A 24538-nucleotide genomic window follows, 5' to 3' on the forward strand; every position below is an offset into this window, starting at 1 on the left:
AACGTTTAAGATTGAAAAGGCATAAAAAAACCACGTTAATTAACGTGGTTTTTTTTATCCAAAACTTCTTATCTATTTATCGTTTAGATTAAAAGTCTGCACTACCTGGCGCGCGAGGGAAGGCTATTACATCACGGATATTTTGTACACCGGTCACGTAAGAGACTAAACGTTCAAAACCTAAACCAAAGCCTGCATGAGGAACGGTGCCATACTTACGTAAGTCGCGGTACCAGCTGTAATCATCTTTATTAAGACCCATTTCAGCAAGGCGTTTATCAAGCGCTTCTAAATTCTCTTCACGTTGACTACCACCGATGATCTCACCAATACCCGGTGCGATAACATCCATTGCAGCCACTGTTTTACCGTCTGCATTTAATTTCATGTAGAAGGCTTTAATGTCTTTCGGATAATTTTGTAAAATGATTGGCGCTCCCACGTGCTTTTCAGCAAGGTAACGCTCATGCTCTGATTGTAAATCAACGCCCCATTTTACAGGGTACTCAAAATCTTGACCACAATTTTCTAAAATTTCAATCGCTTCGCTGTAATCCATACGCACAAAGTCAGAGTTGATCATGTTCTCTAATCGAGAGATAGCTTCTTTGTCCACACGTTGTGCAAAAAAGGCCATGTCATCCGCACGCTCTTCTAAGACGGCTTTAAATACATATTTAAGCATATCTTCAGCAAGTTGCGCGACGTCATTAAGATCAGCAAACGCGATTTCAGGCTCAACCATCCAAAATTCTGCAAGATGGCGTGTCGTATGTGAATTTTCAGCTCTGAAAGTAGGACCAAACGTATATACATTACTCAGCGCACAGGCATACGTTTCTGCATTTAATTGACCAGATACTGTCATAAAGGTTTCTTTACCAAAGAAATCTTGTTTGTAATCTACTTTACCGTCAGCTGTTTTTGGCAAGTTTTCTAAGTCTAGGGTGCTTACTCTAAACATTTCACCGGCACCTTCACAGTCACTACCTGTAATGATAGGGGTACTGATCCAATTAAAGCCACGCTCATAAAAGAAGTTATGGATTGCGTGTGATAAACAGTTACGTACACGGGTTACCGCGCCAAACATATTGGTACGTGGACGAAGATGTGCATGCTCACGCATATATTCAATACTATGACGTTTAGCAGACATAGGGTAAGTGTCAGGATCTTGTACAAAGCCAACGACCACAACTTTAGTTGCTTGGATCTCAAAGCTTTGGCCTTTACCTGGGCTTTCCACTAATTCGCCAGTAACTTCAACACTACAACCGGCCGTTAGGCTCAATACATCATTACTATAATTTTCAAGTGTAGCGGGTACAACGGCTTGGATAGGATCAAAACAAGAGCCATCATAGATAGCTAAAAAAGAGATCCCTGCTTTTGAATCACGACGAGTACGGATCCAACCTTTAACGGTAACTTGACTACCGATCGGTAATGTACTGTTGAAAATATCAACAATGGCTGTTTTTGACATGAGAGTGAGGCTCCATAAGCACAATTTGTACTGTTTTTTTATAAAAAATTAATAGAGGCATATCTTACCTAGGCGTGGGCGAGATACAAGCGTCTGCTTTGATGATATTGCATTTTTTAATGATTTAAGGGCACTTTTAACCTCAGGATAGAAAAGTGCGCTTATTTGTTGCTAATATGAGCAATTTTAACTGAGATCATTTTTCACTATTTTGTAATTTTTGTACGACGAAAAAGATAGCATCGCATAATTTTTTTAATGACACGTCATCAATAATATAGGCGGGCATAATATAAATAAGCTTACCAAAAGGACGGATCCAAACACCTTGCTCCACAAAGTGTTTTTGCACTTCTGCAACGTTAATAGATTGCTTTACTTGCACGACGCCAATCGCGCCCAGTACGCGAACCGATGCGACGTTTTCCAAGGTAAGGCAAGGTGTTAAGTAGTGTTTAAGTTGTGTACTTATATGCGCCACTTTTTCAAGCCAAGGTGCGCTCAGTAATTTTTCAATGTTGGCATTGGCAATAGCGCACGCCAGAGGGTTCGCCATAAACGTAGGACCATGCATAAAGACCCCGGCGCTACCTTGGCTGATAGTCGTGGCGATATGCTTTGTACATAGGGTGGCAGCAAGGCTCAAGTATCCGCCCGTTAATGCTTTACCTAAACATAAGATATCAGGACTTATTTGTGCATGCTCACAGGCAAACATTTTCCCAGTGCGTCCAAAGCCGGTCGCAATTTCATCACAGATTAATAAAACATTATATTGGTCGCATAATGCGCGCACCCCTTTTAAATATTCAGGGTGATAGAAGAACATGCCTCCGGCGCCTTGTACAATAGGCTCTAAAATAACGGCTGCGATATTCGCATGATGTTTACTTAGCATCTCGGCTATTGGGGCAAGGTCGCTTTCATCCCAAGGGTCGTCAAATGCAATTTTGGGTTGAGGCGCAAACAGTTGCTCGGTTAAAAAATGATGGTAAAGCTCATGCATCGCGCCTTTAGGATCTGTGACGCTCATGGCACCAAAGGTATCGCCATGGTAAGCATGGCGCAAACTCAAAAACTGCGAGCGCGGGCTTCCTTTAGCATGCCAATATTGTAATGCCATTTTAAGCGCGACTTCAACGCTGACACTGCCTGAATCACAAAAGAAAACCTTCTCAAGCTCTTTAGGCGTTATTTGTATGAGCTTTTTACCTAATTCGATAGCCGGCTCATGGGTTAACCCGCCAAACATCACATGCGCCATTTTATCTATCTGATTTTTTGCTGCGTCATTAAGCTCACTGACGTTATAACCAAATAGACAAGCCCACCATGATGACATGCCATCAATTAATTCTCGATCATGCTCAAGTTTTAGCGTGCATCCCGAAGCGCTAAGTACGCCATAGCAAGGTAGTGGGCTGTGCATCGAAGTATAGGGATGCCATAGATGTTCTTTATCAAAATCGAGATCTAATGTTTTATCGCTCATAATGTAATCACTTGTAAAGTAAAATCAACTAATAAGTTGACAGTGTATCTGTGAACCTTAAACTAACCAAATATATTTATAAGCATGAAGAGAAATATGAGCAATACAATGTCACTGCGCCACGATTGGAAAGTATCGGAAGTAGATAGCCTTTTTTCGATACCCTTTATGGATCTATTATTTGAAGCGCAAACCATACACCGAGCACATTTCCCTAAAAACGAAGTGCAGGTGAGTACCTTATTATCGATCAAAACGGGCGCTTGTCCGGAAGATTGTAAGTATTGCCCTCAAAGCGCACGTTATTCAACGGGACTCGCAAAAGAGTCCTTAATGGAAGTTGAAAAAGTATTACAAGCTGCGAAAGATGCCAAAGCCACTGGCTCTACACGATTTTGTATGGGGGCCGCTTGGAAAAACCCTAAAGCACGGGATATGCCTTATTTAGTGCAGATGATCCAAGAGGTGAAAGCCTTGGGCCTAGAGTCTTGTATGACGTTAGGGATGCTTAATAAAGGCCAAGCAACAGAGCTTGCGCAGGCAGGGCTTGATTATTACAACCATAACTTAGACACCTCTCCTGAGTATTATAAACAGATCATTACCACGCGCACTTATCAAGATAGGTTAGATACGTTAGATAATGTTCGCCATGCAGGTATGAAAGTGTGCAGTGGTGGCATTGTAGGCTTGGGAGAACAAAGCACAGATCGCTCTGCGCTGTTAGTGCAACTCGCCAACATGGCAATACATCCAGAGAGTGTACCCATTAATAAGCTCGTAAAAGTGGCCGGTACGCCCCTAGAAAATGTAGAGGACTTAGATGACTTTATCTTTATTAAAACTATCGCCATCGCACGCATAATGATGCCTAAATCGCATGTGCGTTTATCGGCAGGCCGTGATGATATGTCTGAACAAACACAAGCCTTGTGTTTTATGGCGGGTGCTAACTCTATCTTCTATGGTTGTAAGTTACTGACAACGGCGAACCCAGACGAAAACTCGGATATGCGTTTATTTAAAAAACTGGGCATTAATAAAGAAAAAGTACATTTTTCGCCTTTTGAGCAAGAGAAAAAAATAGATGCTGCTATTATTCGTTACCGCGAAAAAGATGAATTGTTTTATGATGCAACGGCAACACTATAATGGCATTTGATTTTATACAAAGTGCGTTAATGCAACGTAAGCAAGAAGGCCTATATCGGCAAACTAAAATCAGTGAAAATGCCCAAGGGCGATATATACAGATAGCAGGTCAACGTTACCTTAATTTTTCAAGTAATGACTACTTAGGTCTCGCGGGCGATCCCTTATTAATCAAAGCATGGCAAAAAGGCGCGCAACTCTTTGGCGTTGGTAGTGGGGGGTCGTACCTTGTCACCGGCTACCAACAAGCACATGCTGATTTGTGCGCGCAATTAAAGGATTGGCTAGGAGTGCCTGCCGTGGCTTTATTTAATTCAGGCTACTCGGCGAACCAAGCCATTATTAAATTGTTACTTAGTAAAAATGCATTATTAGTACAAGATAAACTTAACCATGCCTCTTTAATGGAGGCGGGTATGCTCAGTGATTGTAAAATGTTGCGTTTTAAACACAATGATATGGGCCATTTAAGCCAAATCTTGCAAAAAAATGTAAATAAAGACACCTTACTTATCAGTGAAGGTGTGTTTAGCATGGATGGTGATAGAGCGCCTATTAGTGATTTGTATCAACAGGCGAAGAGACGTAATGCTTGGCTTATGATAGATGACGCGCATGGCTTAGGTGTCTTAGGATCCCAAGGTAAAGGCAGTGTCGTAGAAGCCGGCCTTAGCAATGATATGCCACAGATTTATATGGCAACCTTTGGTAAAGCGCTGGGTGTGGGTGGCGCGTTTGTAGCAGGCTCTCAAGAGCTCATTGATTACATTACAAATTTCAGTAAACCTTATATCTATACAACCGGACTTCCTCCGGCGATGGCTTATGCCGTTATGTGTGCAGCTGACATGGTGTCCAAGGATAATTGGCGACGCGATAAGTTATTACATCTCATCGAAACATTTAAGCGTAGCGCATCTTTAAATGGCATTAGACTGGCGCCATCGTCTACCGCCATTCAACCTTTGATAATAGGTAGCGCAGACAAAGCTATACGCATCGCAACGCAGCTTAAACAGCTCGGTTTTTGGGTAACCGCTATTCGCCCTCCAACGGTGCCAATGGGCCAATCGAGATTACGCATTACATTAACTACAAGCCATGAAGTCAAAGATATTCAGGCATTGATGCAGTCCCTTTCTTTGGTATTACATGACAATAAATAAACAAGCTATCGCAGCCTCTTTTTCAAAAGCTGCCAGTAACTACGATCACTTTGCATCATTACAGCGCTGCATTGGCAAACAATTATTGGCAGACATGACGCAGCTTGAGGCTTCACATATTTTAGACATGGGCTGTGGTACTGGCTATTTTAGTGAGAAATTAGGTGCAAAATTCAAACAAAGGTATATTAATTGTTTAGATATTAGTGCTAACATGCTCTTGGAAGTAAAAAAAAGGTCACAGAATAAAGTTATCTGTGTGCAAGGCGATATTGATGCCTTACCTTTTAAAGACGCCTCTTTTGATTTAATTTATAGCAATTTAGTGGTGCAGTGGAGCGCTGATTTGTCTTTGTGTTTAGGGCAGGTTAAACGTTGTTTAAAAACGGGAGGAAAAGCGTACCTTTCAACATTATTAGAAGGCTCTTTGGGTGAATTAACACAAGCTTGGAAGTCTGTAGATAGCTTTGCGCACACTAATACCTTTATGAGCTTAGCGCGTTTACGTAAAGACCTAAAAACCGCGGGCTTTACGCAGGTTACATTAAGAGTGGAAACGCATACGTTGACCTATGAAAATGTATTACATGTTATGCGCGCATTGAAAGGGGTCGGTGCAAACCATGTGCATGGCCATCAAGGGAACACCTTAGGCGTAAAGTCGTTAATAAAAAAACTGCAAAAGGGTTATCAACCTTTTAAAAACAGCCAAGGGAAATATCCTTTAACTTATCAAGTGTGTTATATCGAGGTCGCTAAATGAAAGCTTATTTTATCACGGGCACAGATACCGAAGTAGGTAAAACACTGTGTAGTCGTGCGTTACTTTTAGCTGCTGCAAAACAAAACGTAAGTACGTTAGGGTATAAACCGATTGCAGCCGGATGCCAAGTGACCTCTTATGGCTTGCGTAATGAAGATGCATTACTTTTACAGCAAGCGAGTAGTATTAAACTTGCCTATGAATACATTAATCCTTTTGCTTTATATCAGCCTATTGCGCCACATATTGCCGCTAAATTAGAAGGTAAACCCGTTCACATTGACGATTTGTCCAAAGCCTTTAAAAAAGTTAAGCTGCAAGCCAAAGTGATTATTGTTGAGGGTGCTGGTGGATGGCGCTTGGCTGTTAATGATCATCAATTTTTATCTCAATGGGTACAACAAGAAAAATTACCCGTGATCTTAGTCGTGGCGATGAAGTTAGGCTGTTTAAATCATGCAATATTAACCTATGAGAGTATTTTAGCCGATGGTTTAAACGTCGTGGGTTGGATGGCTAATCAAATGCATACCGTGAAGATGCCATATTATCAACAAAATATAGATTTTCTTAAAGCGCATATCAAAGCGCCCATGATTGCTGAAATTCCTTATATGAGAAGCTCTAATATGGCTGATTTAGAGGGCCATGTAAATTTTGATTTCTTAAGCGAAGCCATAGAGGCATAATAGGCAAAGAGATAAGAATAAAAGATGCTTATCTATCAACGTCGTAGAGCAGACTAAATCGAATTATCGATATTAACATCAGTATATAAACCAGAGAGGGACAATTAGGTGCAAAAAAATATTATATTATTAGCGTTATCCGCATTGTTTATACAACCTACATGGGCAGAAAATGCTCCATTAGAAAAACTAACCGTTTACACGTATAACTCTTTTACTTCTGACTGGGGTCCTGGTCCTAAAATAGAGAAAGCCTTTGAAGAAAGTTGCAATTGTGATCTCGATTTTGTCAGCTTAGATGATGGTATCTCTGTTTTAAATCGTTTACGTTTAGAAGGTAATAATAGTCGCGCAGATATTATTTTAGGTCTAGATGATAGTTTAATGGCAGATGCTGAAAAAACCGGTTTATTAGCGAAGCATAATATGGACTTAACGAATATTAAAACAGCTAATAAGTGGACTGATCTTACGTTTGTTCCGTATGATCAAGGATATTTCGCCTTTGTTTATAATAAAGATAAGCTAAAAAATCCCCCTAAAAGTTTAAAAGAGCTGGTGGAGCGTAAGGATGATTTAAAAATTATCTATCAAGATCCACGTACTTCAACTCCCGGCTTAGGATTGTTGTTATGGATGAAGTCTGTTTATGGTGATTCAGTAAGCCGTGCATGGAAACAATTAGACAAAAAAACGGTTACGGTGACTAAAGGTTGGACAGAGAGTTACAGTATGTTTTTAAAAGGCGAAGCCGATATGGTGTTGTCTTATACAACATCGCCTGCTTACCATATTATCGTTGAAGGTAAAAACCAATATGTTGCCGCTGACTTTAGCGAAGGACATTATATGCAAACGGAAGTGGCTGCGATTGTTAAAAGTAGTCAGCATAAAAAATTGGCTGAAAAATTTATGCACTTTATGCTCAGTGATGAGTTTCAAGGTGAGATTGCAACGGGCAATTGGATGTACCCAGTAACAGACGTTGCTTTACCTGAACAATTTAGACAATTAACCGTGCCTAGCAAAGCATTATCCATTAAGAGTGAAGACGTTTCTACGCATCGCCGTGCTTGGACGCGTGAGTGGTTAAATGCGTTAACTGATTAATGTTACTTAAAAAAGTACAAATTCCCGGCCTATTATTGGCCGGTTTTATTAGTTTTTTTGTAGCAGGGGCGTTGATAGCCTTACTCGCTCATTCTACTACATTAAATGTGAGTGCACTCTGGCAGGATCCCTACTATCGACATATCACTACCTTTAGTTTTTATCAGGCTTTTTTATCCACATTACTGAGTGTTGTCTTAGCTATTCCTATCAGCCATGCATTATATCGGCGTGAATTTTGGGGAAAAGCATTATTATTAAAGCTCTTTGCAAGTACCTTAGTGCTCCCGGTGCTGGTGGCTATTTTTGGTTTGTTAAGTATTTATGGTAACAGTGGTTTATTGGCGCAATTATTAACAAAATTCCAAGCTTCATTGCCTTTTTCTATCTATGGATTAAAAGGCATATTACTGGCGCATGTTTTTTTCAACCTACCGTTTGCAACGCGTCTTTTTTTACAAGCCTTACAATCTATCCCTGAGCCGCAGCATAAGCTGGCAGCCCACCTCGGCATGACGCATTGGTTAAAATTTAAGTATTTAGAATGGCCACATATACGCGGGCAGCTTACTCACGTTGCAGGGCTTATTTTTATGCTTTGTTTCACCAGTTTTGCAACCGTGATGGCGATTGGCGGAGGCCCTAAGGCAACCACCATTGAATTGGCTATATATCAAGCAATCAAGTTTGATTTTGATTTGCAAAGTGGCGCATTGCTCGCGCTATGGCAAATGTCATTGTGCGCACTGCTTGCTTTTTTTATACAAAAAACAATGCGCAGTTCCCGACTGAGTGCCTCGTATACGAGCGTAAAAGTTTATTTATTTAGCGACCGAAAAAGGGATAAATGTTGGGATTTTTTCTGCATAACATTAGTGATCGCCTTTGTTATTCCTCCGCTTCTGATGGTGTTGGTTGCCGGTCTCAATGAAAAACTGCTTATTGTTTTAAGTGATTTTTATTTTTGGATGGCCTTTAAAAACTCAATGATCATTGCGATTTCTGCGGGTTTTCTTGCCCTTACTCTGGCCTTTTTTATATTACTTTGTAGCCGAGTTTGGCGCATGCGAGGCTTGCATTCCTATGCCGATAATATTGAGATATTGGCAACCATCATACTGGTGACGCCGGGCCTTGTGATCAGCACTGGATTATTTTTATTATTACGAGAATTTAATCATTATGCCATGCTCCCTTTGTTTATTGTTATTGTGGTCAATGCGTTAATGGCGTTACCCTTTGCGCTTAAAAATTTGGCGGAGCCGATGTTACATAACGCGCAAAAATATGACAAACTCTGTGCTAGCTTAGGTATCTTTTCAGGGTATCGTTTTTATCTTATTGAATGGAAAGCACTCAAAATACCGATAGTTCAAGCTTTTAGTCTTAGTTTTGCGCTTTCTATTGGTGATTTAAGTGCGATTGCGTTATTTGGAAATCGAGATTTTAGTACTTTACCCTTATATCTTTTTCAATTAATGGGCAGTTATCAGATGCAGTCTGCGGCCGTTGTTGCTTTGATTTTATTATTACTGAGTGTCGGAATATTTATACTGACCGAAAGAATATTTCACCTTAAAAGAGTCCAAAATGATTGATTTTTCACAGCTTCACTATGCTTACCAGCAACAATCTTTCTGCTTTGATCTACAGATTAAAAAGGGCAGTTTAGTCGCGATCTTAGGGGGGAGTGGGGCAGGAAAGAGTACACTACTTAGTTTGTTAGGCGGATTTATAGCACCAAAGCAAGGTGATATTTTGATCAATGGTCAATCAATGTTGCGTCTTGCACCACATCAACGGCCCTGTGCTATTTTATTTCAAGAGCATAATCTCTTTAACCATTTATCGGTGTATGACAATATTGCGTTAGGCTTACATCCGGGGTTAAAACTAAATAAACAGCAACAAGTGCAATTACAAGAGATCTCTGAGCAGGTTGAAGTTGCCTCTCTTCTTTCTCGTTTTCCAGATCAACTCTCAGGCGGGCAAAAACAGCGGGTGGCTTTAGCGCGTTGTTTTGTTCAAAATAAAAGTATTTTATTATTAGATGAGCCTTTTTCTGCCTTAGATCCGTTATTACGCATGGCAATGTTAGATCGCGTAAAGCATATGGCACACAATGAAAATATTACGGTATTAATGGTAACGCATCATATTTCAGACGCGCTCGCCGTGGCATCGGACTTTATTTTTATTGATGCAGGTAATGCCTTAAGTGTTGAGCCGATAACAAGCTTAAATAAAACACATGCGAATAAAAATTTAGTGGCATTTTTAAAGGCCGACAGTTATTAAGCTTGCTGTCTTTATTCATTTAGACTCATAATGAATACGCTGATTTAGCATATGCTTTCTCATGGGCCTAGGCATGGTGGCGTTGTAATTTTGCGTGAAATACAGCATATAAAATCCAAGTTAACCTCTCATTAAAACCCTCATATAAAAACCAAACTCACCGTGGTATTTGATGTTTTTCTTCTTTGTTCATGTACTTATCCTTATATATTGGCGTGCTTTGTATTTCAACAATAAAATTGTGTGATCTAGGTGCCGTTTCCTAAACGGCAGCGCTAAAACTAGGAAATCGTCTTAATTTCTTAATTTCTTTAAAGTGTATAGTGCCGATCAATAGTAATACCAAAGGAACTAAAAAGGTTATCCGTCTTGCTTGTTGAAATTATCCCACCCTGCGTTGTGAGTTTTGAAGTGAGAATAACTATCTCCTGCAAATCAGCCTTGCGAGTGTTAATTTTTCCTGCGCAATACATGAAAACTTAATTAATTCCTTTGGTATAAAAGGCGCGACAGAGCCTTATCGGTAGTAAAATTTTATACACACGAGAAGAAAACTTATGGAAATAGCAATACTAAAAAGAGTACGGATACCTCTACTCGATCTTACGTCTGCTGAACGCAGAAAAAAATGGTTATCACCTTTTTTAAAATCATACCTCGTTATTTTTGTGAGTTATATGGTGATGTATCTAGTGCGTAAAAACTTTAATGTTGCGCAAAACGATATGATCTCAGATTATGGCATGAGCTTAACCCAGCTAGGTACGATAGGGCTTGGTTTTTCTATTACTTACGGTATCGGTAAAACAGCGCTTAATTACTGGTCTGGCGGTAAAAACTCAAAAAACATGTTGCCGTTAGGTTTGTTACTTTCCGGTCTTTGTATTTTAGCGATGGGTTTCGTAATGGGGCCTGGTATCACGCAGTTTTATATGATGGTTGCACTTTATGCTGCCTCTGGTTTCTTCCAATCAGGAGGGGGCTCAAATTCTGTGGTGACGATCACCAACTGGACGCCTCGTAATAGACGTGGGTTAGGTGTTGGTTTTTGGAATATATCACATAATGTGGGTGGGGCTTTGGCCGCCGGTGTTGCTATGTTTGGTGCTGATTATTTCTTTGGCGGCGATGTTAAAGGGATGTTCATCTTCCCTGCTGTGATTGCCATTGTTATTGGTATTTTAGGGTTTTTCATGGGCAATGACAGTCCAGAAGCTTATGGATTAGGCACGGTCGAAGATATTTTTGAAGAGCCAATCTCAGAAGAAGATAATGCGGTTATTGAACAAAAATTAACAAAAATGGAAATATTTAAAAAATATGTTCTGTTTAATAAGATCATCTGGATCTTATGTTTTGCCAACGTCTTCTTATATGTTGTGCGCAGTGGTATTGATCAATGGTCTATGGTTTATGCACATCAAGTACTGGGCTTTAGTATTGAAGTTGCAAACTCCGGTTTTACTATGTTTGAAATCGGCGCATTAATGGGTACGTGTTTATGGGGCTTATTATCTGATTTATTTAATGGTCGTCGTGGCGTAGTCTCATGTTTTGCGCTTATTGGTGTGGTAATGACGCTTGGTTTCTACCAACATGCTGACACTATCTTTATGTATAAAGCGTCTCTTTTTGCGCTTGGATTCTTAGTGTTTGCACCGCAATTATTAATAGGCGTTGCGGCCATTGGTTTTGTGCCAAAACAAGGTCTTGCTGCAGCAGATGGTGTTAAAGGGACTTTTGCCTACTTAATTGGTGATTCATTTGCAAAAATTGGTTTAGGTTATATCGCCGAAGGTAATTCATTCATGGGTCTTGAAGGCTGGGCTGGTACGTTTGCGGCTATCGATGCAGCCGCTATTGCATGTTGCGTATTGATGGCGATAGTTGCCATTTTTGAAGAAATTAAGATCCGAAAACTAGCTAAAATATCTAAGAAACTACAACAAGAAAAGGTAATGATGTCTTAACAGTTCTCTTGTTGTAAGCGCATATAACCATAAAATGACAGCTCTCATCAATATAAACGATTGATGGGAGCTTTTTTATGCGATTAAGAACAAGATCATAAACTATTTTATATGCAGATAGCTTAGATAAGTCATAATGAAAAACGAGTATTGGAAAATACTTATCTACACATAATAAGGCTAAAGAGGGAGTCCTATGCAAAAAAAAATAAGCGTACTCGGTAGTGGTTGGCTTGGTTTGCCACTTGCTGAGTGCTTAATATCAAGAGGCTATGATGTAAAAGGCTCGACTCGCTCATCTGCGCGCTTTGATCTGTTACAACAAAAAGGGGTGCCAGCCTTTCTACTCGATATTAGCCAAGAAAAATATGATGCCGATGAATTTTTTAATGCAGATATTCTTATTGTTAATATTCCCTATAAAGGTATCGAAGCATTTGTAACGTTAACAAGCGCAATACAAAAAGCCAATATTAAGCATGTTATTTTTATCAGTGCCACGTCGGTGTATGCAAATAAAGAGGGGATGGTATCAGAAAATGATGCGCTTGTTCCTTGTGCTTTGGTAGATATCGAAAATTTATTTACAACAAATCAGTCTTTTGACACAACCATCATTCGATTTTCTGGCCTACTCGGTTATGGCCGAGATCCCGCGTTATTTTTTACAGGCGACCGATGCATTAAAAATCCAGCATCTAGTGTTAATATGATCCATCGAGATGATTGTATTAAAATTATATACTCGGTAATAGAGAGTAATGCATGGGGTGAAATCTATAATGCTTGCTCTGATACGCATCCATCAAGAAAACTGTTTTATTGTGCAGCCGCTAAAACATTGGCAATGCCAGCACCTAAATTTTTAGAACAGACTGACAATCACGATAAAGTGATCAGTAATCAAAAGATCAAGGTCGACTTAAATTATCGTTTCTTACACCCTAATTTACTGGGTTTTAAATTTTAAACACCTGAAAGGCAATGCTTATTAACAAGGGTTACGCCTTGTACCTTGATATTTCCCAGTGCCTGATAAATTCATTTTGAATCGTATTTAAGGGGTTATCTTCGCGCAATAAACCCTTAAATAAATGGCTAACGATACTCAGATGACGCCAACGACGTCTTTGCTGTGCGCTAATTGGATCCAGTAATTTGCGCCAGTACAAATTAAGTTATCATTAAAATCATATTTAGTACTGTGTAATGAGCCACTTTTTTCGCCATTGCCTATCCAAATATAAGCCCCGGGTACTTGTTGTAAAAATAATGAAAAGTCTTCAGCGCCCATACTTGCGGGAAGATCCGTATAGACGTTTTGTTTACCCGCAATCTGCACTGCCGCATTCTCACATTTTTTAGCATTCTCTTTTCTATTTAAGGTGGCAGGAAAACATTGTTGGTAATTAAGCGAAATCTCGACATCAAAAGCTATCGCCATTCCCTTACACATTCGTTGCATGGCATCTATTATCTGTTGTTGAATTTTTGATGAGAAGGTTCTAACAGTGCCTTGTGCATACGTTTTATCCGCAATAATATTAGAGGAGTCGCCACCTTTTAATTGAGTCACACTGATAACGGCCGCGTCAAAGGGGCTGATGTTTCGAGCGACAATGGTTTGTAATGCACCGACCAACTGAGATGCTGCGATAAGTGGATCTTTACATGTATTTGGTATCCCTGCATGTCCGCCTTGGCCACTAATAGTTATCTCAAAGGTATCCATTGATGCCATTACAGGCCCAGCATGTACCACAAAATGTCCACTTTTTATCCCTGGCCAATTATGTAACCCATAAACTTCAGTAAGCGGGAACCTTTGTAAGAAATTCTCTTCTAACATGACGCGCGCGCCGCCTGCATTTTCTTCAGCAGGTTGAAAAATAAAATATAAGGTTCCTTCAAAAGATCGCGTCTTACTTAAATAAATAGCAGCACTAAGGAGCATGGTAATATGTCCATCGTGGCCACAAGCATGCATTTTATGGGCATAACAAGAGCGATGCGCACATGTGTTTTTTTCCTGCATGGGTAACGCGTCCATGTCTGCTCGGAGTCCAACATGGCGAGTATCGGGGTTATTTCCTTTTAAAACCGCGACTATCCCTGTTTTTGCAAGCCCAGTTTGAATGTCATCCATCTCTAAAGACATTAATATTTCTAGAATTTTATCAGCCGTTCTTTTTTCTTCGTAGGCTAATTCGGGATGAGCATGAATATCTTGTCTAAATTCACGCATACGTTGCACGATAGGGTCTTTTTCATTGATATATTCAATCATTGATCTTCCTAAGTTGTTTTTTCGGCATCGTTGATAAGCGCGATTAAAAGCATCATTTAAATTTTGTATATCTCTTCTTCTCAAAGAGATATGTTTAAATCGGTGCAATCATAAAGAGGGTATTCTTAATATATACCTTTGATACTTCAAGATGTAAAGTCAGAAAAGAAAATCGGATTTAGCATACTGACATAACATTGAAACAGATCACCACGACATATATCTTTTATAAGCAAGAGGATAGTCTAATTTTAGAGACTCTTTAGGTGTTATCGAGGATCTAATGACTGCCTGATAAGGTATATAAGGTTATCATCTAAAATTATTCGTAATAAAAGAGGAAATGGCTTTAATATTATCCTTATCCTTATCCTTATCTTAAGATGAAGCGCGTGATATTAAAATAATGATAGATTTAACTATCCGCTATAACACTCTGCGGATTTATCCTGAAAATCACCACTTCGAAGCAAAAACATTGTCTAAAGCGATTGATCATAGGGCTAGTTTTAGGGTGTTCAGGCAAGATGGTTGCAAATATTCATTTGCTTAGCCTTTTGTAAGTTTTTTGCTGGGCTGTGCTTTTACTTATGCGTTATTAGGTTTCTATTTTACTTCTAAATTTATTTGGATATTTTCGTTACTTAGTTTTGGACGTTGGTTTGGTACTGAAAGGGGTTACGCATCGGGTTTGGGCACGTATTTTCTACGCTTTGTTTTCTGTGGCGTTGGACTCCTCATTATGAGTACTTTTGCATTTATAAAATGTAAAAATAAAAGTATATTTGTGTCGTCTACCCGTATAATCGGGGTATTGTATCTTTTTATTGCGTTATGGATCATGTCGATATTTGGTCATTATGACGATATTTATACTTGGGTGCTATTAGAGGAACTTCAAGTGTTGCAATGGTCGGTTTTATTTGTAATTGTTGCTCTGCTCTGTATTTTCAGGGTATTAAGTGCAAGGATGTAATGATGCGAGAATTTTGGTTCACTTTTATATTTATTAACGTATACCCGCTACTTTGATTTTTTCGGGAAACGTCACATAAATCCATTTTTTTACGATCTTAGCCCTTTTTTTTGGTACCTTGGCTCCCGCGCAGAAAAATATGGAATGCATATAAAAATGAGGAAAACACCTTTATTTGTTTTAGATTTACTGGTATTTAGGACTCTATCGTGATGGATATAACCTGGGGACAATTGCTTCTCTTTGCATGCGCATTAATAATACCTTACCTTATTAATGCTTATTTTGACTTACAATTATTACGTGTTTTTAATATCTCGATCTTGCGAATGAGCGCTCAATTATTCTTGGTAGGCTCATATTTAAAATTTTTATTTGTGTTGAATAATGCGTATATAAATATAGCTTGGCTATTGATGATGTTGTTAGTGGGTTGTAGTGCTATCGTATCAAATACCAAATATACGCGTAAAAAGATATTCTGGCCGGTATTGATCAGCCTCTGTGTTGCCTTGTTCCCCATCTTGTCATTATTGCTTATTGGCATATTAAAAGTAGAGCCTTTTTATAATGCACAATATTTGATCCCTTTAGCGGGAATGCTATTAGGTAACTGCTTAAGTGGGAATATTGTTGCCTTACAGCACTTATTTAATTCCTTTAAAGATAAAAAAGATCAATACGAAAGTGCATTGGCACTCGGCGCCAATTCTGTTCAGGCAAGCTTTGCTTTTGTGCAAGACGCCTTGCGCCAATCATTAGCCCCAATATTAGCGTCAATGGCAACAACGGGGTTAGTAACATTGCCGGGAATGATGACGGGCCAAATATTAAGTGGTAGTGATCCTATGCTTGCCATAAAGTATCAATTGCTGATCATGTTGGCTATTTTTGTGATGTTAAGTCTTTCTGTTGCATTGTGCTTATCGTTAACCGTGCGTTATAGCATTTATCAAAGGAACTAAAAAGTGATCCGTCTTGCTTGTTGAAATTATCTCCTATAACTCTCGCCTTGGCAGTGCTAATTGTCCGTCGCAATACATGATCACTTCATTAATTTTATTGTATGATCTTTTAAAAACAACAGAGATAACAATAAGATAAATTTAGGATAACGTTAATTAATCAGGCTATTTGTAGGCAATATTAATTACCCTTTAAACAATTTACCTGCTTTAGGCCAACAGGGCTTAGAGTGATTTAATTTAGATATAAGGAAATAGAATGTGTTCACCTCTTGTCTCTACGCAGTGGCTTGATCAGCATCTTTTTACAGAAGATCTGTTTATATTAGACGTTAGTATGAAAAATGTGATCGGAAAAGAAGCGCTGATATATGAAAAACCTCAGCATATTATAAAATCTTATAAAATAGATATCGATACGGAATTATCCGATCTTAATAGTGCAATGACGCACTGTTTTCCTACAAAAGAGCAATTGCAAAAATGTGCACAAAGGATCGGTTTTAATACTGAGAGTACATTAATAATTTATGATGATCAGGGCATTTACAGTGCGCCACGTGTGTGGTGGATTTTAACGTCTTTTGGCTATAAAAATGTTTTTATTCTCGATGGGGGCTTACCAAAATGGTTGGCAGAGGGCCGTGCAACCACGCAATCTCCACAGTTATGTACGCGCTTAAAATCGATAAAAAACAGCCCTAATGTGTTGGCTTTAAATTCACAGAGGATAGTTTCTACCGAGCAGGTTTCGTTGAATATCAGCACACAAAAGGCAACGCTAATTGATGTGCGCTCTGCCGATCGTTTTTTTGCGCGCGTGCCTGAGCCTCGAGAAGGGATGAGATGTGGGCATATTCCAAAATCTAAAAACATGCCTTTTAGCTTGGTTTTAAACGATATCCAATATCACTCTATTGCACATATAAAGCAGCAATTTGACGACTTAAATATTCTTCCCAACACGCCTTTAATAGTCTCGTGTGGCTCGGGTATTACGGCTTGTATTGTACTTGTGGCAGCTTTGCTGGCAGGTTTTAAAGAGGTGCAATTATACGATGGCTCTTGGGCTACGTGGGGCAAGGATCCTTCTCTTCCTATATCATGATCACAATTATAATATAAAAGAGGGCGTTATGATGAAACCTCTTTATATTAGACCTGTTTTAAAATTGACTTTAAACTCAATGGTATATAACATAAAACTAAATTTTTAGTGATGAAAAAGTCGTCTTTTTACAGTTGATCGTAAAGGATAAAAGGTTAATGATTTTGATCTGCTTAACAATAGACAATAATACAATTTTATAAAATATAAACGTTAGGGAAAATGTGATGTTAGAGTTTGTCATCAAGGGAGCTTTGGTTTCTGGTAGTTTGATCGTGGCGATTGGTAGTCAAAATGCATTTGTTTTAAGACAAGGCTTATTAAAAAACAATATTTTTTATGTTTGCTTATTATGCTTTACTTGTGATGTTATTTTAATGGGAATAGGGGTGTTGGGCTTAGGCCATTTTATTAGCACGTCTCCTACTTTAGGTAACGTCTTGGCCATAGGTGGCGCTATTTTCCTACTGTATTATGCACTGACGGCTTTTATTAGTTCATATAAAGGGACAAGTAGTTTAAATTTAACTGATTTAAGTGGCGAGGTAAAAGAAAAGCAATTGATCAAGGTTTTACTCTCCACGCTTGCGGTCACCTTGCTTAATCCTCAAGTTTATTTTGACACTGTGGTCGTTGTGGGTGGCGTTGCTGGCACCTTTAGTTATGATGAAAAAATAGCCTTTCTTACCGGTGCATTATTAATTTCATTTGTGTGGTTCTTTAGTCTAGGTTATGGCTCTCGCATACTCATTCCGCTTTTTAAAAAACCACATACATGGCGTATTTTTGATTTTATTATCGGTTGTATCATGCTTTTCATTGCGATCAGTCTGATTCAATATGTTATTTAGATAATATATTATGCTTTGATCCATAAAAAAACCCGTATAAAAATGTTCTTTATACGGGTTTTTAATGTCAGTTCATTAACATCAGCTCACTTTAAATTTCTTAACTAATTTATTTAATTGTGCATTAGCAATGGCTAAGTTTTTCGTACTATTGACATTAGATTCGCCATTTGATTTTAACTCTTGTACTGTTTGGTGGATATTTGACATATTAAGACTAACTTCTTCACTCACTGAGCTTTGCTGCTCAGATGCGGTCGCTATCTGCGTACTTAAATCATTGATACCAACGATATAGGAAGTTAGATTATCTAAGCTCTGATTTACTTTCTCTGTGTTTTTAGCGGTACGTTGACAACTCTCTTTGGTCAAGTCCATTGACGCAACTGCAATATTTGCATCAGATCTTAATATCGTCAATATGCTATTGATCTCCGCCGTACTACTTTGCGTTCTCGCTGCTAAAGATCGAACTTCATCTGCTACCACGGCAAAACCACGACCTTGCTCTCCGGCCCTTGCGGCTTCAATGGCTGCATTTAAGGCAAGTAAATTAGTTTGCTCTGCAATATCGCCAATGACACTTAGCACATTAATAATTTGTACGGTATTTTCGTTCATTTTATTAATATTTGCAGAAGCTGAATCTACCTCATCAACAAGCGCAAGCACACTGTTTGATGCATCTCCCACTATTTCCTTAGCAAGTAACGCTTCTTCATTAGCACTTTTGGTATTACTGGCTGTTTCACTTGCATCTTGTGCGACAGCGTCAGAGGTTGCACTCATTTCTGTAATGGAACTCACTACTTGCTCTGTTTCTGCTGCATGCACAGATAATGCTTTATGGTTTTGATCTGATTGCACATTAAGCTGCTCAATCGTCGCCGTGATTTTATTTGATGCCATGGCGATCTCTTTCATCATCGTTTGCAAATACATAATAAACTGATTAACAGACTGGCTAATGTCGCCTAACTCATCATCAGAGTCAATGGCAATACGCGACGTTAAATCTGCATCGCCTGTCGATAAAACATCAATTCGTGATTTTAAGAATACTAATTTCTGCATTATTTTATTGATAATAGTAACGGCAACAATAAAGAAGATTAGCATGAGAACAGAGGATGTAATGATGGTACTTTGAACCCTCTCTTCAAATATCTGCGTGGTTGCATCGGTTAATTTTCTTTCGGCTATAACAATATCTTTTTCATTAGCGCTGGTAATAATTGTCCAGCCCCATTCAGGGAAAATCTTTTTAGCATACACAATTTTATTTTCTAACATTTTGGTTTTAGAATTAAGCTCTGAAATTTTCATGAAATTTTCAGGCTTATTTTTAAGAGAGAGAGCAATATTTTTAGTATTTTCATTCACTTTCCCGACGAGAGTACTGTCAGGATGCGCTAAAATAATGCCATTATCATCTTGTACCCAAAAATGTCCGTTTTTACCATACTTTGCAGCAGTTAATGACGCTAAGGTAGAGACCAGTTTATCCGCTTGCAGGGTGCTAATGTATTCTCCGGTAGAAACGACGAGATCCAGAGGTTTAAAGTAAAAAGAAATCGTGATCTTACCTTCTGTTTTCCCCGTTACTGGGTTCAAAAAAGGATAACGAGTGAAAGCCATTTTTTTACTACCGGCCACTTTGGCATCTTTAATAATATTTTGTATGACATAGTCACCGTTTGCATCTTTGCGTAAATAGCCATTTGAACCCACTAATTTAATGTTACTACCCGATGCCTGACTAATGAAAGTTGTTGCATTATAGGCAAAGAAATAACGTCCATTATTCCAGCGATAGCTGTTAAGAAAAGCATTGATTGTTTTTGATGCTGCCTTTTTAGTCGAGCTGTTGTTATAAATTTGGGTAATGCTTTTTTTAAAATCACTCATTTCGGTGTGTAGAGACTTTTTAATACTTTCTGTGTTTGATTGGACATAGAAGTTATTAACACTGCGAGTCACTGTTTCGACTTGATTTTTTAAGCTTTCATTTACTACTTTAGAAAATTCATGTCTAACATTTTCTTTTTCTGTTGCTAATACAGTCGTTTCTGTTTCGAGCAAATTGACAATAAAAAAAACGCCAAATAATATCAAAGGAAAACATAATGTAATAATCAGTTTTGCTTTTATTGTGAATCTCATAAATGTGATCCTATAAATTGTGGATGTGGGTTGAAGTAGGAGTATAGGAGATGTTTTGAAATGATGTATTATTTATGTAATTGTTTATTAAAAGTTGTTACTCAAATCTAACTTTAGATGAAAATAAATCGAATATTAAGAGGGTAAGTAATGAATGTGGGTGTAACTTGTTGTTTTTTATGTTTGTTTTTTATTTCATAAAATTATTGTGCAATGTTAAATGTTAACTTATATTTCAATGTTGTTTTTTTAAAATAAACATCAAAATATAGGTTAAATTAAGTGAATTTTACTTTGTGTTTTTACATATAACTAATTTTAGTTAAAACGCAGATAAAGTAGATAAAAAGCAATAGAAGCAAATAAGATCCCAATGATTTTATTGGTATGCGCACTCTGCATAAATGACATTTTAATTTTGGAAGCAAGTAATGCTAAAGAGCTAAGATAACAAAAGCCGATCACATTTAAAATAAACCCTAAAACCAACGCTTGTTGCAACATCCCAGTAGAGGAGGTCGTTGTCACAAATTGAGGGATCAAAAAGAGAAAAAAGGTAAGTGCTTTGGGGTTAGACAAGTTACTCATGATAGCCGTGGTTACTATTTTTGATTTTTTGATACTGATATGTCCTTTGGGGGTACAAGGTTCACTGTGGTAAATCTGCCAGCCCATTCTTAATAAGTAAAGAGAGCTTGCGACTTGAATAAAAGTATTGACGGTTTCATTCATACTTAGAAAACCTGCGATCAATAACGAACTCACGATAGTTAAACTTAGCCCTCCAATTAAATTTCCGACTGCAACGAGTATCCCGGCTTTCCAGTTCAGTGTTTTAGTCATAGTGATGGTTAATAAACTGTCGACGCCAGGCATCATGACCAGAATAGTGACGGCGGTGATATAACTAAATAGAAGTTCTAGGGGAAACATAAAAGGTGCTCTTTAAAATAATTTTTTAGATCTGCATTATACGCAAAGCGTTAGAACTAAATAGAGTGCTTTAGGTTTATTTATGCGCTTAATAAGTACATTGATACGAGGGCTAATGCAGGGGTAATAAAAGGTAGAAGAGGCTAAAGTAAAAAATGCCGACCCTCTTTATATAAAGAGGGTCGGCTGATTTTTATTTTAATTTAAACTTACTGACTAATGAATTTAATTGTGAATTTGCCGTTGCTAGGTTTTGTGTACTATCAACATTGGCTTGTCCGTTTAAGGTTAAATCTTGCACGGTTTGATTAATATTAGACATATTACGACTTACTTCTTCATTTACTGAGCTTTGCTCTTCAGAAGCTGTCGCGATTTGTGTACTTAAATCATTAATTTCAACAATAAACGCGGTTAAATGATCGAGACTGACGGTGACTTTTTCGGTGTTTTTAGCGGTGCGTTGACAACTCTCTTTAGTGAGTTCCATCGATGCAACAGCAACAGTGGCGTCAGATCGTAACGTTGTCAAAATCGCATTTATTTCAGCCGTACTAGTTTGCGTTCTGGCAGCAAGCGAGCGCACTTCATCTGCAACAACGGCAAAACCTCTGCCTTGCTCCCCGGCGCGGGCAGCTTCAATCGCAGCGTTTAGGGCAAGTAAATTAGTTTGATCCGCAATATCTCCGATGACGCTCAAGACTTTGATTATTTGTAACGTATTTTCATTCATCTTATTGATGTTATCAGATGCAGAGTCAACTTCATCAACGAGAGAAAAGACACTGTTTGAAGCTTCTACAACAATTTCTTTTGCGAGTAAGGCTTCTTCGTTTGCTTTTTGTGTATTACTGGCCGTTTCATTGGCGCCTTGGGCAACCGTTTCTGATGTTGCACTCATTTCCGTAATGGCACTGACCACTTGCTCTGTTTCGGTTGCATGCACTAATAATGCTTTATTATTTTGTTCCGATTGAATATTAAGTTGTTCAATACTTTCGGTAATATTCTCAGAAGCTTGAGAAATATCTTGGATCATAGCTTGTAAGTAAATAATAAAGTTATTTACGGAAAGGCCAATATCTGCCAGCTCATCATTCGAGGTAATTTCGATACGAGACGTTAAGTCGGCTTCGCCGGTAGAGAGGGTATCTATACGCGTTTTTAATGTAATAAGACCTTTGACAATGTTACTGACGATAACAAAGGCAATACCAAAAAATACCAGCAGTAAAACGACCGAAATAATAATGGTACTTCGTACTTTATCGTTAAAAATATCTTTAGTCACGCTAGTTAATTTTTCTTCTGCATCGAGGATCTCGCTCTCATCTGCTGTTGTGACAATGGTCCAACCCCAATCTGGGAATATTTTTCTTGCGTAGGCAATTTTATTCTCAGTTTGTTTTGTTTTAGGGTTTATTACTTTTATTTTTATGCTGTTTTCTTTATTGTTTTTTAGTGATTGTACTATTTTCTTAGCGTTTTTACTGGCTTTACCAATAAAACTGGAAATAGGGTGGGCAAGAATATTACCCTTTTCATCTTGGATCCAAAAGTAGCCTTTTTTTCCATATCGAGCAGAGGTTAAGGACGCAAGGGCGATTTCACGTTTACTTTTTTGTAATGTGCGAATATATTCGCCAGTGGCAATGACCACATCTAAAGGTTTAAAGTAAAAAGAAACGGTGACTTTATTTTCTGCTTTTTCGGTCATGGGGTTTAAATAGGCATATTGCGTGAAGGCGATATCATCTTTTTTAGCTGCTGCAACAAGGGCTTGTACAAAATAACCCCCATCAGCATCTTTTTTATAATAATCACTTAACCCAACTAACATCGTATTACTACCATTAGCTCTACTCACATAAGAGCTTGCATCATAAGCCAAGAGGTAACGGCCATTATTCCAACGATACTGATTTAAAAAAGCAAAGATGATTGTTTCAGCCTCTTCTTTTGAGTCACTATTTTGATATATTTTTTCAATGGCGATCCTAAAGTCGAACATTTCATCTTTGAGGGAATTTTTAATCTGTTCTAATTGGGATTGTACATATAAAGCACTGACAGATCGCGTGACGGTATCAACCTGATTTTGAAGGTTTTTATTTAACATCTTAGTGAATTCTACTTTGACATTTTCTTTTTCAGCCATTAATACTATTTTTTCTGTATTAATCAGGTAAGTGATCGAAAAAATACCGAGTAATAACAAGGGCAAACATAAGGTAAGAATAAGTTTTACTCTTATTGTTAATTTCATAAATGTGATCCTTTAAATATTCCGACGCGGTGGATCTGCGCGCAGTGTAAGTGATGTATTGGGTACATTGTGTAAATTTACGTTAATTGAACTCAAGTTTCAATCTTTTAATGATAATGTTGTTGTATTTGAGATGTTTGTGTAATGCATTGATTAATAGGTAAAATAATTTGATGTATGTTGCAACAAAGTTAAATTTCCCACCTTAAATACATGTTTTTTGTAAGGGAATTAAAGGTTAAACGTTACAGAGTCTCGATAGGTTTATGAGGTTACATATATACTCTCGTAGTTGAAATTTAGGCGTTCAACATTCAAATTCAGATAATATAAATCATGAATTTAATTTTTATTTATACATGTAGCAGTTAGTGGGAAATTAATACCTTGGTTGATTATCAGATAGGCTAAAAAGGGGACTTAGGATTATTTTTTGCTTGGATAAAAGGATGAATAGATATCTGGATCCTGAAATAATAGGATGTGGCGCTTAATTGAAGGTTTTTAGCTGAATAGTCAAATAAGTATAGACAGCTTGATCCATACTTAATGACGTTAAACCGCTAAATAAGGATCCATATTGATGCTGATAATCTTAAGCGCTCAATAAATCATTCGATAATGGCTCTATGACAGTTAAAAATGATAAGGGCTTAGTGGATAGCTAAGCAACTTCAATATTGTTGGCCAGTTATATTTTAGTTGCTTATGAGCCGCGAAAATAATAAATCCAATTGAAGAAATTAAGAATATATTATTAAAAGTAAGTAAGAGAATTAATGATATGAACCCAAAAAGGTTTAAAGGTAATTTAGATTTAACGCTGAGTTTGCTGTGTAAAATCTACAGGTAACAACAGC

General features: G+C 38.0%; 18 protein-coding genes. 12 read left to right on the forward strand and 6 right to left on the reverse strand.

Features of this window, described 5'->3' with window-relative positions; translation table 11 throughout:
• Nucleotides 1-88: 88 nt before the first annotated feature.
• Complete coding sequence (gene asnS, locus PCNPT3_RS06255) at nucleotides 89-1489, reverse strand: asparagine--tRNA ligase (RefSeq protein ID WP_015465025.1); 1401 nt, start codon at nucleotides 1487-1489, stop codon at nucleotides 89-91.
• A 196-nt stretch (nucleotides 1490-1685) separates the two neighbouring features.
• Nucleotides 1686-2981, reverse strand: coding sequence for an adenosylmethionine--8-amino-7-oxononanoate transaminase (gene bioA, locus PCNPT3_RS06260; RefSeq protein ID WP_015465026.1), 1296 nt, complete (start codon nucleotides 2979-2981; stop codon nucleotides 1686-1688).
• A gap of 96 nt (nucleotides 2982-3077) precedes the next feature.
• Here bioA and bioB point away from each other — a divergent pair, with 96 nt between their 5' ends.
• The 9 genes from bioB to PCNPT3_RS06305 all read left to right on the forward strand — a co-directional run bounded on the left by bioB (nucleotide 3078) and on the right by PCNPT3_RS06305 (nucleotide 13099).
• The gene (gene bioB / locus PCNPT3_RS06265; protein ID WP_156801505.1) at nucleotides 3078-4133 is read left to right on the forward strand and encodes a biotin synthase BioB; all 1056 of its coding nucleotides are present in this window, start codon (nucleotides 3078-3080) and stop codon (nucleotides 4131-4133) included.
• Complete coding sequence (bioF, locus tag PCNPT3_RS06270; RefSeq protein ID WP_015465028.1) at nucleotides 4133-5299, forward strand: 8-amino-7-oxononanoate synthase; 1167 nt, start codon at nucleotides 4133-4135, stop codon at nucleotides 5297-5299. The genes bioB and bioF overlap by 1 nt, the downstream gene beginning before the upstream one ends.
• A complete protein-coding gene (bioC, locus tag PCNPT3_RS06275) occupies nucleotides 5286-6062 on the forward strand; it encodes a malonyl-ACP O-methyltransferase BioC (protein WP_015465029.1) in 777 nt (258 codons plus the stop codon). Before bioF ends, bioC begins: the two co-directional genes overlap by 14 nt.
• The gene (gene bioD, locus PCNPT3_RS06280; protein WP_015465030.1) at nucleotides 6059-6751 is read left to right on the forward strand and encodes a dethiobiotin synthase; all 693 of its coding nucleotides are present in this window, start codon (nucleotides 6059-6061) and stop codon (nucleotides 6749-6751) included. Before bioC ends, bioD begins: the two co-directional genes overlap by 4 nt.
• 108 nt (nucleotides 6752-6859) lie before the next feature.
• A complete protein-coding gene (gene thiB / locus PCNPT3_RS06285) occupies nucleotides 6860-7861 on the forward strand; it encodes a thiamine ABC transporter substrate binding subunit (RefSeq protein WP_015465031.1) in 1002 nt (333 codons plus the stop codon).
• Nucleotides 7861-9459, forward strand: a complete 1599-nt coding sequence (thiP, locus tag PCNPT3_RS06290) for a thiamine/thiamine pyrophosphate ABC transporter permease (RefSeq protein ID WP_015465032.1) — start codon at nucleotides 7861-7863, stop codon at nucleotides 9457-9459. Before thiB ends, thiP begins: the two co-directional genes overlap by 1 nt.
• Nucleotides 9452-10159, forward strand: a complete 708-nt coding sequence (gene thiQ / locus PCNPT3_RS06295; RefSeq protein WP_015465033.1) for a thiamine ABC transporter ATP-binding protein — start codon at nucleotides 9452-9454, stop codon at nucleotides 10157-10159. The genes thiP and thiQ overlap by 8 nt, the downstream gene beginning before the upstream one ends.
• Nucleotides 10160-10716: 557 nt before the next feature.
• The gene (gene uhpT, locus PCNPT3_RS06300) at nucleotides 10717-12129 is read left to right on the forward strand and encodes a hexose-6-phosphate:phosphate antiporter (RefSeq protein ID WP_015465034.1); all 1413 of its coding nucleotides are present in this window, start codon (nucleotides 10717-10719) and stop codon (nucleotides 12127-12129) included.
• A gap of 196 nt (nucleotides 12130-12325) precedes the next feature.
• On the forward strand, nucleotides 12326-13099 hold the full coding sequence (locus PCNPT3_RS06305; RefSeq protein WP_015465035.1) for an NAD(P)H-binding protein: 774 nt from the start codon (nucleotides 12326-12328) through the stop codon (nucleotides 13097-13099).
• Nucleotides 13100-13237: 138 nt separating this feature from the next.
• On the opposite strand, the gene PCNPT3_RS06310 is transcribed toward PCNPT3_RS06305, so the two are convergent.
• Nucleotides 13238-14416, reverse strand: a complete 1179-nt coding sequence (locus tag PCNPT3_RS06310; RefSeq protein WP_015465036.1) for a M20 aminoacylase family protein — start codon at nucleotides 14414-14416, stop codon at nucleotides 13238-13240.
• 1188 nt (nucleotides 14417-15604) lie between these two features.
• Here PCNPT3_RS06310 and PCNPT3_RS06315 point away from each other — a divergent pair.
• The 3 genes from PCNPT3_RS06315 (at nucleotide 15605) to PCNPT3_RS06325 (ending at nucleotide 18316) form a co-directional block, all read left to right on the forward strand.
• Complete coding sequence (locus PCNPT3_RS06315) at nucleotides 15605-16357, forward strand: ABC transporter permease (RefSeq protein WP_015465037.1); 753 nt, start codon at nucleotides 15605-15607, stop codon at nucleotides 16355-16357.
• A 259-nt stretch (nucleotides 16358-16616) separates the two neighbouring features.
• Nucleotides 16617-17465, forward strand: a complete 849-nt coding sequence (locus tag PCNPT3_RS06320) for a sulfurtransferase (RefSeq protein ID WP_015465038.1) — start codon at nucleotides 16617-16619, stop codon at nucleotides 17463-17465.
• Nucleotides 17466-17692: 227 nt separating this feature from the next.
• Nucleotides 17693-18316, forward strand: a complete 624-nt coding sequence (locus tag PCNPT3_RS06325; protein WP_015465039.1) for a LysE/ArgO family amino acid transporter — start codon at nucleotides 17693-17695, stop codon at nucleotides 18314-18316.
• 81 nt (nucleotides 18317-18397) lie between these two features.
• Here PCNPT3_RS06325 and PCNPT3_RS06330 read toward each other — a convergent pair whose 3' ends face one another.
• The 3 genes from PCNPT3_RS06330 to PCNPT3_RS06340 form a co-directional block, all read right to left on the reverse strand.
• Nucleotides 18398-20479 (reverse strand): methyl-accepting chemotaxis protein, encoded by a 2082-nt coding sequence (locus PCNPT3_RS06330; protein WP_015465040.1) that lies wholly within the window; start codon nucleotides 20477-20479, stop codon nucleotides 18398-18400.
• A 318-nt stretch (nucleotides 20480-20797) separates the two neighbouring features.
• Nucleotides 20798-21412 carry a LysE family translocator gene (locus PCNPT3_RS06335; protein ID WP_015465041.1) on the reverse strand — a complete coding sequence of 205 codons (615 nt, stop codon included), beginning with the start codon at nucleotides 21410-21412 and terminating at the stop codon, nucleotides 20798-20800.
• Nucleotides 21413-21605: 193 nt separating this feature from the next.
• Complete coding sequence (locus PCNPT3_RS06340; RefSeq protein ID WP_015465042.1) at nucleotides 21606-23678, reverse strand: methyl-accepting chemotaxis protein; 2073 nt, start codon at nucleotides 23676-23678, stop codon at nucleotides 21606-21608.
• Between the last annotated feature and the right edge of the window lie 860 nt (nucleotides 23679-24538).

The sequence above is a fragment of the Psychromonas sp. CNPT3 genome, assembly GCF_000153405.2.
Lineage (GTDB): Bacteria > Pseudomonadota > Gammaproteobacteria > Enterobacterales > Psychromonadaceae > Psychromonas.